Raw genomic sequence first — 12980 nt, forward strand, 5'->3', positions numbered from 1 at the left:
GCTTGATGGACTCCTACCCTTTTTAACAAAGCAAAAAGAGCAGGGTTCATCCTGCTCTACAATCCAAATTGACGTTTTTTATTCTTCTCTTGAGTTTATGTGCCTACCGTTTCCTACTCTCCAGTGCAAATATATACGTACTTTATTGACCGTTTCACAAGATGACGTGTGCTTTCACCACACTGACAAAATTAGAAATTAGGAAAAACTTCCCAACATCAACTTATAAAATGTAGGCTTTTAACCCTATCAATAATGTGGCTTACGCCACGCTTCGGCATTCGACCCGCCTGTCCGTAGGCTTTGGTTATGATAAATAGCAGAGCTACCCATCCCATATAGGTCTGATATTTGCTAGAATAGGTATAATAACTTTTCCTAGGCACGTTTATTGTAACACGAATATTCTGATTTGACAAGTGGAAAATTGATATATTTTTCAACAAAATAATGAACAATTCTAAAAAAATGACTTCGAATATTCGAAATCATCTTTTTTGAAACTATTTAATTCCTAAAGCAATTCGAGCGTAACGGCTCATTTTTTGAACTGTCCAGGCCGGTGACCAAACCAAGCGAACATCTACTTCCGTTACCTCTGGAACATCTTTTAAGACATCATGAATTTGATCGGTAATCAAGTCAGCCAAGGGACAACCCATGGTTGTCAGAGTCATATCAATCTCGGCCTTACCTTCAATAAAACGAATTTCATAAATGAGCCCCAAATTGATAATATCAATCCCTAGCTCAGGGTCAATCACGTCTTCTAGAGCATGAAAAATACGCTCTTGAATTTCTTTTACCTGTTCTTCTGTATAAGCCATTTTTCTCTCTTTCTTTTTCACTATTGCATTGTCATCTAAAGGAACAAAAATTTCATCCAAATGAGCCATGAACTATTGAAGGTTGGAAATGAAACAAACCAAGTCACTGGACGTTACGCTCGTTTCTAGTTTTTAGCGAGCGGTTGATTTTGTCTCCCAGACTCTCGCTTGTTGCCAATTTTTAGCAAGCGACCTGATAAGTGCCACAGGACTTTGTCCGCTTTCGGATTTCTAGGCGGACGTTGAGAAAGCCTATCCGTAGGCTTATGCCTCGCTTTCCTATTTCTAGGCTCGGGTTAAAACACCACGGGGTTAGCCTGCTCTCTTATTTTCAAGCAGGCGTTAAAAACCTCCCCCGGAGGTTTTTAATCCTCAATAAAATCTCTGAGTGGTTTGCTGCGGGATGGGTGGCGGAGTTTACGAAGGGCTTTGGCTTCGATCTGGCGGATACGTTCACGAGTTACGTTGAAGACTTTACCTACATCTTCAAGAGTTCGCATTTTTCCGTCGTCCAAGCCAAAACGAAGGCGGAGAACATTCTCTTCACGGTCTGTCAGAGTATCTAGCACTTCATCCAATTGCTCACGAAGGACAACACGAGTGGTATAGTCAACTGGGTTCTCAATTACTTCATCTTCAATGAAATCTCCCAAATGGCTATCATCTTCTTCACCGATTGGGGTTTCCAAAGACACTGGCTCTTGAGCAATCTTAAGGATTTCACGGACTTTTTCAGGTGTCATATCCATACGCTCTGCAATTTGTTCTGGCGTTGGATCCTGTCCTAACTCTTGCAAGAGATTGCGTTGTTCGCGAACCAATTTATTGATGGTTTCAACCATGTGAACAGGGATACGAATCGTACGAGCTTGGTCTGCAATAGCACGGGTAATGGCCTGACGAATCCACCAAGTCGCATAAGTTGAAAATTTGAAACCTTTTGAGTAGTCAAACTTGTCAACGGCCTTCATCAAGCCCATGTTTCCTTCTTGGATAAGATCAAGGAACTGCATACCACGCCCCACATAGCGTTTAGCAATAGAAACAACCAAACGCAAGTTAGCTTCAGCCAAACGTTGTTTTGCTTCAGGATCGCCAGCTTCAACCGCCAAGGCTAATTCTTGCTCTTCTTCGTTGGTCAAGAGTGGCACAACACCGATTTCTTTCAAGTACATGCGGACGGGATCATTAACCTTTGCGGACGTGCTTCCTAGCAATTCTTCGTCAGATAATTCTGGTTCTTCTTCAACCTGCAAAGCACGCGCAGATGGGTTACCTTCCTTATCCACAATCGAAATTCCTGCATCCTGAATTCGTTGAAGCAAGTCATCAATCCCATCAGCATCAAGTGTAAACGGAATAACCAGCTGGTCATTGATTTCATCATCGGTTGCCGAACCTTGTTTCTTGTGATTACGAATAAATTCAGCAACTTGCACATCAAAGGTCGTTACTTCTGTCTTTTTATCTTTTTTGTTTGTCATATTTACTCCATTTGTTTTCTTTTCTCGAGCAATTTTTGTAACTCATCGAGGGCAATATCAGCATTTCCTACATGGGAATGTTCACGGATTTTCCGTGTTAGGTGTTGATTTTCCTTTCGTAACAATTCCTTGTCACGGCGAAATTCCAATTCTTCAATTTCATTTTGCGCCACTTCCTTTGGCAGACGCTCTTCCAAAATCCGATACCAGGCTTGTTGGACGATATCATCTAACTGGGATAAGCCAAAACTACTAATCTCACCTTGATTTTTCAGTAATTCATACAATACCTGCAATTCCGGTGTCGCAAAATAAAAATCTTCTCGCAAACGAAATTCATTTAAAATATAAGGGTGCTCGACCATACGGTAAAGCAGGTGATTTTCAGTTCGGATAAGACCTGTCAGCCGGGAAATAGCCTGAACAGGCGGTGCATAGACCTGTTCCTTCTGTTGATGATAGGCTTGCTGACTTCGTTCCTGTCGCTGATGTAAGCGAACAGCATTCACAGCCTGCTCCACCTGACCATAGTCAAAATCGGATAGGACTTCCGCAACCTTATAAATATAAGAATTTTGCGCTGTAATCGACGAAACCCTTGCGATAATCGGAGCAATCCTATCCACAAATTCTATCTGCATTTGTAGATTATCTGGGTTTTCTGGCTTCAGATAGTGGATTAAAAATTCCACATCACTAATGCGGGATTTTGTCAAAACCTCTCGCAAGGCTTCTTCAGAATTTCTTTGTAAAAATTCATCAGGGTCCATATTGTCAGGCAGACTGACAATATCCACCTGAAAATCTCCTAATTCGTCCAAAGCCTTCATGGTAGCTGCCTGTCCGGCCCTGTCACCATCGTAGGTCAGAACGATCTTCTTGCAAAACTTGGCCAGATGACCAACGTGCTCTCTAGTCAGAGCAGTTCCCATAGAAGCAACCGCATTTTCAATACCAGCACGGTGGGCCGCAATAACATCCAGAAACCCCTCCATCAGATAGACTTCCCGCTGTTTCTTGATGACCGCCTTGGCCTTATCCAAATGATATAGTTCGTAACTTTTATTGAAAATAGCTGTGCTACGAGAATTCTTATACTTGGCTAATTGCTTGTTCTGCAGGTCTTTTTCTGTCCAAATCCGACCTGAAAAGGCAATCACTCGACCATATTCATCGGTTAGCGGAAACATGATCCGCCCTTGAAAAGCATCGAAAATCATATTCTGCTCACTGGGATTGAAAAGACCCGAATGAAGCAGGCTTTCTTCATCGTAGTTCTGGGAAAGTTTCTGATAAAGAATATTTTGCCCATCAGGTGCTAAACCTAGTTGAAAATTCTTAATAACTTCATCCGTTAAACCACGCTGATGGAGATATTTTCTAGCTTCCTCGCCCATCTTTGTCGTCATCAACAAGGCATGGTAAAACTTTGTCGCATCTTGATGGATATCATAAAGAGCTTGATGTGGATTTTCCTTCTTAGGCTGAAAATGATTGGTGGATACTTCTACCTGAAACCCAGCTTTTTCTGCCAAAATGGCTACCGCGTCAGTGAAAGAAACACCACGGGTTTCCTCTATAAATTTAAAAACATCTCCAGACTTACCACAACCAAAACAATGATAGAACTGTTTATCCTCAATGACATTAAAGGAAGGAGTTTTTTCTCCATGAAAGGGACAAAGACCAAGAAAATTGCGTCCAGCCTTGGTCAAAGCAACTGTTTCACCAATCACATCCACGATATTGAGGGCTTGTTTGATTTCTGTTATTTTATCTTTTGACAGCATATATCCTCCTCAACATCCTATTTGCTAATTGAAAAGTGGACACTCTTCCCTTAGTTTAACATATTCTATTTTATACCAAAACTTGAAAAATGTAAAATTTCTGAAACAAATTGCTTGTAAAATATTTTTTTATGGTTATAATAGATAGAGTAAAATTTTTTATGAAAGGACATATTTAGGATATGTTGAAAGATTTAAAAGCGTTTTTGTTCCAAGGTAATGTTATTGACCTTGCAGTTGCAGTAATTTTTGGTGCTGCCTTCAAAGCCATCATCGATTCATTCGTTGCTGACTTGATTACACCATTGTTGCTTACACCAGCTTTGAAAGCTGCTGGCGCAGATAAAATTGCTGACTTGAGCTGGAATGGTGTTACTTATGGTAACTTCTTGAGCGCTGTTATCAACTTCTTGATCATCGGTACTGTTTTGTTCTTCATCGTTAAGGCTGCTGAAAAAGCAATGCCTAAGAAAGAAGCAGCTCCTGCTGGTCCAACTCAAGAAGAATTGCTTGCAGAAATCCGCGACTTGTTGAAAAAATAATCAATAAGATAGTGAAACAGGCCCTGTGCCTGTTTTTCTTTTGCACTATGACAAAAATAAGATGTGAGCCAATACTCACATCTTTTCTTATCCTTCATATCCATTTGGATTTTTAGACTGCCAGTTCCATGTGTCGCGGCACATATCCTCAATCGTTTTCTCTGTTTTCCAGTTGAGTTCTGCTAAAGCCTTGTCTGCATTAGCATAGCAGGTCGCTACATCACCAGGACGACGGTCAACGATTTTATAAGGTACCGGTACACCATTCACTTTTTCAAAAGCCTGAACCAGTTCTAAAACACTGGTTCCTTGACCGGAACCAAGGTTATAGGTATGGACACCTGCTGTCGTTGAGATTTTTTCCAGCGCCTTGATGTGACCAAGAGCCAAGTCAATGACGTGGATATAGTCACGAACACCTGTTCCATCCACTGTATCATAGTCATTACCAAAGACGCTGAGTTCTGGACGTTTGCCAACAGCAACTTGAGCCACAAACGGCATAAGGTTGTTTGGAATACCAGCTGGATCTTCACCGATTAGACCTGATTCATGGGCACCGATTGGGTTGAAATAACGGAGAAGAGCAATGCTCCATTCCTTGTCTGCCACTTCTACATCACGCAGGATTTGTTCCAACATGACTTTTGTATAACCATAAGGGTTAGTTGCGCTGGTTGGCATGGTTTCAACTAAAGGCGATGGGTTGTTAAGGCCATAAACCGTTGCGCTGGATGAGAAGACAATCTTCTTGACACCAAACTCTGCCATAACTTCCACCAAAGCCAAAGTGGACATGATATTATTTTCATAATACATGACTGGTTTTTCAACAGATTCACCAACCGCCTTGTAGCCAGCAAAGTGAATTGCTGCCTCAATACTTTCTTTTTCAAAAACCTCACGCAAGGCAACCTTATTTGCTACATCCAATTCATAGAAAGTTGGACGTTTGCCAGTGATGGTTTCGATACGATCCAAAACCAAAATACTTGAGTTGGAGAGATTATCTACGATGACAACGTCTTTTCCCAACTTCAACAACTCCACAACGGTGTGACTACCAATATAGCCAGCTCCACCTGTAACCAAGATACTCATATAGAACTCCTTTTCACCTGGACAATATTTTATATACTTATTATAAGTTAGACAGGCTGAAAAGTAAACAAAAAAACAGCCCTCAGGCTGTTCAAATTCAATTAGAATTTTTTACGCTTGCGAGCTGCTTCTGATTTACGTTTACGTTTTACAGATGGTTTCTCGTAGAATTCGCGTTTGCGTGTTTCTTGAAGAGTACCAGCTTTAGTAACCGCACGTTTGAAACGACGAAGAGCATCATCAAGTGATTCGTTCTTGCGTACTACTGTTTTTGACATTATTTTCACTCCCCTCAATTTCAAAGTCTTACTTATTTTACTGTAAATTCACCACATTGTCAAGAGGTTTTTCTTGGCTAATGTTATTTTTTAACCATCCTAAGCCACAGCAAAGAGAGCACTTCATATAGGATGAAAAAGAGAATAAAGCAATGAAGGAAAAAATCCTGTGGAAGTATATAAATAACCGGATCTTTCAGCGGGTCAAAGAGCCAGGTCGAATCACCAGGAAAGAGCAGATGATGGAAGAGGACAAAAAAGCTATCAAAACCAATCAGCATGCCCATCACTGCAATCATCACTGGAGCAAGAGCCATCCACATAAAAACAGTTCGATAGAGTTTTCCATATCCTTTTCGCACCACTTCTTTCCAAAAATAGAAAACCGCAGGCAAACTAATCAGGAAAATAACCTGTGCCAGATGAAAGAGACCTTTCACATCCGCAAAATGTTTCAGACCATCAGCTGAAGAGGAAAAATTTGGCATGTCTAAAACACTTGCAAATGGATTGGTCAGATAGTTCATCAAGATATTAAAATTATAGGAAATATCTGATGACTTCATGTAAACAACTTTTTCCAACCCTAAAAAAGAAATCTCAAGCGGATAAACTAGCCAAGCTAGATAGATGGTTCCTAGAACTGCTGCCGACAAGACAAATAAAATCGTTCCGATAATCTGTAACTTAGTTCTCATCAAAACTCCATTCATCTAGGCTGTTGAGGACATGGGTCGGAGCAAGGGGCAAGCCTTCTACTTCTTCTGGCTTGGTAAATCCAGTCAAGACTAAAAGAGTTGGAAATCCATTGTCAATCCCTGCACGAATATCCGTCAGGTAGTTATCCCCCACCATAACCGTTTGACTGCGTTCTGTTCCTAAAATCTCCAGAGCTTTGTCCATGATAATGGCTTCAGGCTTGCCAATAAAGATCGGCTCAACACGGGTAGCAGCTTTCAAGAGTGCAATCAATGAACCAGCACCCGGCAGGTGACCTCGCTCCGTCGGAATGTTCAAATCAGGATTGGTACCAATAAAGGTCGCCCCCTTTTGAATAGCCAAGGTAGCAATAGTCAGTTTTTCATAGGTTAACTGAGTATCCAAACCGACAACAACATAGGCTGGATTTTCCGTATCTTCCACATAACCTGCCTCAAAAATAGCAGATTTGAGCCCGTCCTCGCCGATAACATAGGCGGTCTTTTCCCGCCCCAAGTCATTCATGTAGTCCACAGTAGCCAGACTGGCTGTATAGATGGCTTCAAGCGGTGTCTCAATGTTAAAATTCTCCGCCAACATAGCTTGTACCGTTTCAGGACGACGGGTGGTATTGTTGGTCACAAATAGATAGGGAATGTTGCGCTCCTGCAATCCATGAATAAACCGTTCACCAGCTGGAATTCGTTTCTTCCCCTCATAAATCGTTCCGTCTAAATCAATCAAATAGCCTTGATAGGTCATGCTTTCTCCTTAATCAAATCGTGTTTCCCAGTGCTCAGATCGACTGGCTTCCAAGCAAAGCGCTAATTGTTCTGGTGTATTTTTCCCAAGCGAGAGCGGTGGTAAGTCATCCAGACTGAAAAAGCCACTGGCAACTGTTTCCGAATTGGGCTGAAACTTCCCGCCAAGAAGACGACATAGAATGAAGACCTTGGTCACGCGGTGGGCAGACTTGGCAGGATTGTTCTTGTGCTTGTCCAAAATCGCAACGACTCGCAGAGCCTCCACATCCAGCCCCGCTTCTTCCTTGACTTCCTTGACTACATTGTCCTTGACAGACTGGTCCACATCGCACCAACCACCTGGTAAAGACCAGAGCCCATCGTTTTCCTGGACAAGTAGGATTTTATCCTCTTGGAAAATAGCTGCGCGGGTATCCAACTTAGGTGTCTGATAGCCTGTTTCATTGCAAAACAAGTCATTCACCACTTCCAAGGGCTGCCCAGACGGCTCCACCAACATTTCTGCCGCAATCTGTCTGATTTCTTCGAAACGCTCCATGTCATAAACATCTTTTCCATAGGCCAAACCTGTCTGAGCCAAGGCCTGTAAACGTACGGCCCATTCCAACCACTTATCCTGCGACATGATCTTCCCTCCATTCTATGACAGCTTGCGCATGGATATGCCCATCTACCACGATCTCATGCTGGCTGATGCCATCTACTGCCACCATGCGTGAACTCACCAAGCTAGTCGCCTCTACCTCCTTGAGATACTTGAGTTGGATTTTTTTAGGGACATGGCAGAGCAGAAAATCATAGCCCAGTGCTTCATACATCCATTCCAGATACTTGCCATTATTGACATGCCCATTCATATCCAAGTCAAAATAGCGAACAGGAAATTCTTGAACAGATGGATTTTCCAAGAGCTGATACTTAGGAGCCCGAGGCAATTTCTTGACCTGCTCAGACTGATAGGGTGCAATCAAGGCTTCTGGCACAGGCGCCACCTTGCGAGTTTCAAAATCAATCAGAACAAAATAACAAAGAATATCCAACAAGAGATTGCCGGCCTCATCATAGATATAAAACATCCGATGACAGAAAAACTTGTTATAGGCAACCGCTTCTGTTTTAATGGTAATGGATTCATTGTACTTGGGTAGGGCTTGAATAGTCAGTTCATAGTCTGTCACCACCCAAATCAAGCCAAATTCCTGAAAAACATAGAGATCACTGCGACCCAGTTCCTCTGACTGTCGCCCTGACACGCCAAGACAGTAGGAAATCAAGTCGGGCAGTTTGATGTCTTGTTTAACATCCACCATATCAAAAGGAATGGTGAACTCTTCTTGGTAGCTTAGTCCCATTGTGTCCTCTTTCTAATCTTCTATAATGAAACGCTCAGCAACTGTGTCGCCTAGGAACAACCCTTTTTTGGTCATCCGAAGCCAACGGTCTTCCTCTTGTAAGAGACCTTCATTTTTCAAGTCCCTGACCACCTGACCATAGCGGTCTTCAAAGGAGATACCAAACTTTTCCTCAAATCGCTCGATGGACACGCCAGTTTTTTTCCGTAGCCCTAAAAACATCTCTTCTTCCATCTGCTCGGTCTGGCTGAGGAATTCTTCATGCAAACGAGAATGACCTTTTTCGCGGATGGATTTGAGGTAGTGCTGGATAGGGCCGCGATTGCGGTAGCGCATGCCGTCGATGTAGCCCGAAGCCCCTGCTCCCAAGCCGTAATACTCGGAGTTGTCCCAGTACATGAGGTTGTGGCGGCTTTCAAAGCCGGGCTTGGTGAAGTTGGAAATCTCATAATGCTCGAAGCCGTTTTTCTCCAACTCCTGAAGAATATAGTCGAACATATCGGACTCCACATCTTCGTTGGGTAGATGAAGATTGCCACGACGCTGACGGTTCATGAAGACCGTATGATTTTCCAAAATCAAGCTATAGAGGCTCATGTGGGGAATGCCCAGCTCCAAGGCCTTGGCGACATTATCGACCACCTGCTCCATGGTCTGACCAGGCAGGGCATAAATCAGGTCAATGGAAATGTTGTGGAACCCAGCTTCCTTGAGGGCAGCAATGGTTTCATAAATCTGGGCCTGATTATGGCTACGACCGATTTTTTTCAACATCCGATCGTCAAAGGTCTGGACACCTAGCGACACCCGATTGCACTTGGATTTTTTTAGTACTGCAATCTTGTCTGCCGTCAAGTCACCAGGATTGGCCTCAATGGTAAATTCTTCTAGCTCCGACAAGTCCAGCAAGTCCTCCAGATTGGTCAAAAGGTAATCCAACTGGTCTGCCGAGAGAGCCGACGGTGTTCCGCCTCCGATGTAGAGGGTCTTAAGGGCTGGCAGGTCGTAAAACTTGACCTCTTCCATAAGGGCTGCCAAATACTCATCAACAGGCTGGTTCTTGATAAATACCTTGGAAAAGTCACAGTAGTAACAAATTTGGGTACAAAATGGAATGTGGATATAGGCAGATGTCGGTCGTTTTTTCATAAGAACTATTATAGCATACTGTCAGTGAAATTATTTTCTAGATACTTTATCCTCCCCCTCAAATAATGATATAATGAAATAAAAAGGAGGCCCTCTATGAGAAAAGAAGCTATCTATGACTGTATTAACCTGATCCTGTCATTTCTGCTCTGTCGCTGGCTCTTCATGACCTTTCTCTTTTACCAGTTCACGGCCATATTCATGACGATTGATTTTTGGCCGACACTTGCCGCAATCCTGTTAATGACCGGGTTTTGCTTTACCCTATTTCGACTTGTCTATAAGCCCCACATTTCGCGACTGACACTTTGGTTTTTCTACGCTTGCTACGGGCTTCTGCTAGTCTATCTTCTCTTTTTCAAAAGCATGGGCATCCAAGGTGTCAACTTGGATCTCCTTAGCACCTTCTCTCAAGACCTATTTCTCAATCCTGCTATATTGGTCTTTAATCTCTTACTCTTTTTACCACTTGGGTTGCTCTTTTCATTTTCTTGGAAAAAACTTTCTCTCTTTGTTGGGGCCATATTGCTAGTTGAAGCATGTCAATTCTTCTTTTCACTGGGCTTCTTTGACCTTGGTGACATCTTGCTCAACACCTCTGGTTTTGCCCTTGGAAACTTCCTGGGACAATCCGCAATCTCTCAATCTTTTAAAAATAGAATACAGAAAAAATGACCCCGCAAGGTCATTTTTAATTTATATTATTTACTTAGCTTCCAAATGCCAGATATCTTCATTGTACTGTTGGATAGTACGGTCAGATGAGAAGAATCCTGCTTTGGCGATGTTAACGATGACTTTGTCCAACCAGCTGTCACGGTCTTCGTAATCTGCCAACATTCTTTCCTTAGTTTCAATGTAGTCTTCTAAGTCTAGCAAGGTCATGAAGTGGTCATTATGCTTGAGGTTGTCCTGCAAGCGCCATAGACGTTCATCAATACCACCAGCATGACGAATGGTATCAGATGTGATGAAATCAATCAATGGACGGATAGCATCTCGTTCGTAGAATGCATATGGATGGTAAGTTCCATTTGCATAGTGGTCAATAACAGTTTGGCTATCTTGACCGAAAATATAGATATTTTCATCACCGACCAACTCATGAATTTCCACGTTTGCACCGTCGTCTGTACCGATAGTTAAGGCGCCGTTGAGCATGAATTTCATATTACCAGTACCTGATGCTTCTTTAGACGCAAGAGAAATCTGTTCTGAAATATCTGCCGCTGGGATGATGAAGCTTGCTTCGGTTACATTGTAGTTTTCAATCATAACCAGCTGCAAGTGTGGTGCCACTTCTGGATCATTTTTAATAACCTGTGACAAGACCAAAATCAAGTGAATGATGTCTTGGGCAGTTGTGTAGGCTGGAGCTGCCTTTCCACCGAAGAAGACAGTCAGTGGACGAGTTGGAATATTGCCAGCCTTGATATCCAGATACTTATGGATCACATAGAGGACATTCATCTGTTGACGCTTGTACTCGTGCATGCGCTTGATTTGTACATCAAAGATGGACTCTGGATTGACATGTACACCTTGAGTTTTGGCAATATGACGTTGTAGTTTACGCTTGTTGTGCTGCTTGGTTTCTTCCAACCATTTCTTCAATTCTTTACTATCTTTGTGGTCCAAGAGTTTTTCCAACTCGCTAGCATCGTGGTGGTATCCATGTCCAAGCAAACCATCCAGGTAGCTAGCTAGGCTTGGGTTAGCATGCATGAGCCAACGGCGGAAGGTAATACCATTTGTCTTGTTGTTAAACTTCTCTGGATAGAGCTCGTAGAAGGCTTTCAACTCAGAAGTTTTCAAAATCTCTGTATGGAGGGCTGCCACACCGTTGATAGAGTATCCATAGTGAATATCCATGTGGGCCATATGGACACGACCATGCTCATCGATGATATTAACGGCTGGGTCATTTTTCACCTCTTTTGCTCGACGGTCCAATTCCTCGATAAATGGCACCAAGTGTGGCACCACACGATTCAAGAAATCAAGTGGCCATTTTTCAAGGGCTTCTGACAAGATAGTATGGTTAGTATAGGCAGTCATCTTCTTAACAATTTCGATTGCCTCATCAAAGGAAATGCCACGAAGCTCCAACAATCGAATCAATTCTGGAATAACTAGCGATGGGTGGGTATCATTGATTTGCACTACTGCATAGTCTGGCAAGTCATGGAGGTTTGAACCTTTGGCTACTGCTTCGTCAATCAAGAGTTGGGCTGCGTTTGACACCATGAAATATTGCTGGAAGATACGGAGAACTTTACCTTCATCCGTTGAATCATCTGGGTAAAGAAAGAGAGTTAAGTTGCGGAAAATGTCTTCCTTGTCAAATTCAATCCCATCGTAGATGATATTGTCATCAACAGAACCAAGGTCAAACAAGCGCAGACGATTCTTACGCTCTGTCTTATAACCAGGTACATCGATATCGTACAACTTAGACGTCAAAGTAAAGTTAGCGAAAGGTACTTGATAAGAAATTGGTGACTCGGTCAACCAAGAGCGTGGCGTAATCCATTCATTTGGCACTGCCGATTGTTGGTGGTATTCAAACAACTGACGGAAAAGACCGAAGTGGTAGTTAAGACCAACACCATCTCCGTTAAGACCAAGACTAGCAATGGAATCAAGGAAGCAGGCTGCCAAACGACCCAAACCACCGTTACCAAGAGATGGCTCCATCTCCACATCTTCAATGGCAATCAAGTCCTTACCTGCAGCTGCTAACTGGCTTTTCACCTCATCATAAACACCCAAGTTAATCAAGTTGTTAGACAAGAGTTTACCAATCAAGAATTCCGCAGAAATGTAGTAGACTTTTTTCTTCTGCTCATTGGTGTATTTTGCTTCACTCTGTTGCTTTGTAAATGCGAGCAAAGCATAATAAAGTTCATGGTCGGAACAGTCCTCGATACGCTTGGCATACATGGATTGGACAAAATTTTGTAAGTTAATCACTGCTTATCTCCTTTTGTATAT

13 protein-coding genes are annotated in these 12980 nt (G+C 42.6%); 2 read left to right on the plus strand and 11 right to left on the minus strand.

Translation table 11 applies throughout. From position 1 onward, the window contains the following. Positions 1-503: 503 nt before the first annotated feature. The 3 genes from PW220_RS06180 to dnaG all read right to left on the minus strand — a co-directional run bounded on the left by PW220_RS06180 (position 504) and on the right by dnaG (position 4101). Complete coding sequence (locus PW220_RS06180) at positions 504-827, minus strand: metal-sulfur cluster assembly factor (RefSeq protein ID WP_024379411.1); 324 nt, start codon at positions 825-827, stop codon at positions 504-506. A 365-nt stretch (positions 828-1192) separates the two neighbouring features. After that, positions 1193-2311, minus strand: coding sequence for an RNA polymerase sigma factor RpoD (rpoD, locus tag PW220_RS06185; RefSeq protein ID WP_105124944.1), 1119 nt, complete (start codon positions 2309-2311; stop codon positions 1193-1195). 2 nt (positions 2312-2313) lie between these two features. Next, positions 2314-4101 (minus strand): DNA primase, encoded by a 1788-nt coding sequence (gene dnaG, locus PW220_RS06190; protein WP_248055125.1) that lies wholly within the window; start codon positions 4099-4101, stop codon positions 2314-2316. A 182-nt stretch (positions 4102-4283) separates the two neighbouring features. Between dnaG and mscL the strand changes: the two genes are divergently transcribed. Next, entirely contained in the window at positions 4284-4643 is a 360-nt protein-coding gene (mscL, locus tag PW220_RS06195) for a large conductance mechanosensitive channel protein MscL (RefSeq protein WP_105108426.1), read from the plus strand. A gap of 87 nt (positions 4644-4730) precedes the next feature. Here the strand turns inward: mscL and galE are convergent, their stop codons facing one another. The 7 genes from galE to hemW form a co-directional block, all read right to left on the minus strand. Continuing rightward, positions 4731-5744: a UDP-glucose 4-epimerase GalE gene (gene galE / locus PW220_RS06200; protein WP_248055124.1), complete on the minus strand. Its 1014-nt coding sequence runs from the start codon at positions 5742-5744 to the stop codon at positions 4731-4733. Positions 5745-5845: 101 nt separating this feature from the next. Then, complete coding sequence (gene rpsU / locus PW220_RS06205) at positions 5846-6022, minus strand: 30S ribosomal protein S21 (protein ID WP_000048054.1); 177 nt, start codon at positions 6020-6022, stop codon at positions 5846-5848. Positions 6023-6105: 83 nt separating this feature from the next. Next, on the minus strand, positions 6106-6720 hold the full coding sequence (locus tag PW220_RS06210) for a TIGR01906 family membrane protein (protein ID WP_248055123.1): 615 nt from the start codon (positions 6718-6720) through the stop codon (positions 6106-6108). After that, on the minus strand, positions 6710-7483 hold the full coding sequence (locus tag PW220_RS06215) for a TIGR01457 family HAD-type hydrolase (RefSeq protein WP_248055122.1): 774 nt from the start codon (positions 7481-7483) through the stop codon (positions 6710-6712). The genes PW220_RS06210 and PW220_RS06215 overlap by 11 nt, the downstream gene beginning before the upstream one ends. 9 nt (positions 7484-7492) lie before the next feature. After that, entirely contained in the window at positions 7493-8110 is a 618-nt protein-coding gene (locus PW220_RS06220; RefSeq protein ID WP_248055121.1) for an NUDIX hydrolase N-terminal domain-containing protein, read from the minus strand. Continuing rightward, complete coding sequence (locus PW220_RS06225) at positions 8097-8837, minus strand: acyl-ACP thioesterase domain-containing protein (RefSeq protein WP_248055120.1); 741 nt, start codon at positions 8835-8837, stop codon at positions 8097-8099. Before PW220_RS06225 ends, PW220_RS06220 begins: the two co-directional genes overlap by 14 nt. Positions 8838-8849: 12 nt before the next feature. Continuing rightward, entirely contained in the window at positions 8850-9986 is a 1137-nt protein-coding gene (hemW, locus tag PW220_RS06230) for a radical SAM family heme chaperone HemW (protein ID WP_248055119.1), read from the minus strand. A 96-nt stretch (positions 9987-10082) separates the two neighbouring features. Here hemW and PW220_RS06235 point away from each other — a divergent pair, with 96 nt between their 5' ends. After that, positions 10083-10661, plus strand: a complete 579-nt coding sequence (locus PW220_RS06235) for a VanZ family protein (RefSeq protein WP_248055118.1) — start codon at positions 10083-10085, stop codon at positions 10659-10661. A gap of 30 nt (positions 10662-10691) precedes the next feature. Here PW220_RS06235 and PW220_RS06240 read toward each other — a convergent pair whose 3' ends face one another. Then, on the minus strand, positions 10692-12959 hold the full coding sequence (locus PW220_RS06240) for a glycogen/starch/alpha-glucan phosphorylase (protein ID WP_248055117.1): 2268 nt from the start codon (positions 12957-12959) through the stop codon (positions 10692-10694). Between the last annotated feature and the right edge of the window lie 21 nt (positions 12960-12980).

The sequence above is a fragment of the Streptococcus sp. 29892 genome, from assembly GCF_032594935.1.
Lineage (GTDB): Bacteria > Bacillota > Bacilli > Lactobacillales > Streptococcaceae > Streptococcus > Streptococcus hyiners.

Bases quoted from the DNA above. Each gene is read 5' to 3' on its own strand.
- PW220_RS06180 (WP_024379411.1), bottom strand. From the start codon at position 827: ATGGCTTATACAGAAGAACAGGTAAAAGAAATTCAAGAGCGTATTTTT.
- rpoD (WP_105124944.1), bottom strand. From the start codon at position 2,311: ATGACAAACAAAAAAGATAAAAAGACAGAAGTAACGACCTTTGATGTG.
- dnaG (WP_248055125.1), bottom strand. From the start codon at position 4,101: ATGCTGTCAAAAGATAAAATAACAGAAATCAAACAAGCCCTCAATATC.
- mscL (WP_105108426.1), top strand. From the start codon at position 4,284: ATGTTGAAAGATTTAAAAGCGTTTTTGTTCCAAGGTAATGTTATTGAC.
- galE (WP_248055124.1), bottom strand. From the start codon at position 5,744: ATGAGTATCTTGGTTACAGGTGGAGCTGGCTATATTGGTAGTCACACC.
- rpsU (WP_000048054.1), bottom strand. From the start codon at position 6,022: ATGTCAAAAACAGTAGTACGCAAGAACGAATCACTTGATGATGCTCTT.
- PW220_RS06210 (WP_248055123.1), bottom strand. From the start codon at position 6,720: ATGAGAACTAAGTTACAGATTATCGGAACGATTTTATTTGTCTTGTCG.
- PW220_RS06215 (WP_248055122.1), bottom strand. From the start codon at position 7,483: ATGACCTATCAAGGCTATTTGATTGATTTAGACGGAACGATTTATGAG.
- PW220_RS06220 (WP_248055121.1), bottom strand. From the start codon at position 8,110: ATGTCGCAGGATAAGTGGTTGGAATGGGCCGTACGTTTACAGGCCTTG.
- PW220_RS06225 (WP_248055120.1), bottom strand. From the start codon at position 8,837: ATGGGACTAAGCTACCAAGAAGAGTTCACCATTCCTTTTGATATGGTG.
- hemW (WP_248055119.1), bottom strand. From the start codon at position 9,986: ATGAAAAAACGACCGACATCTGCCTATATCCACATTCCATTTTGTACC.
- PW220_RS06235 (WP_248055118.1), top strand. From the start codon at position 10,083: ATGAGAAAAGAAGCTATCTATGACTGTATTAACCTGATCCTGTCATTT.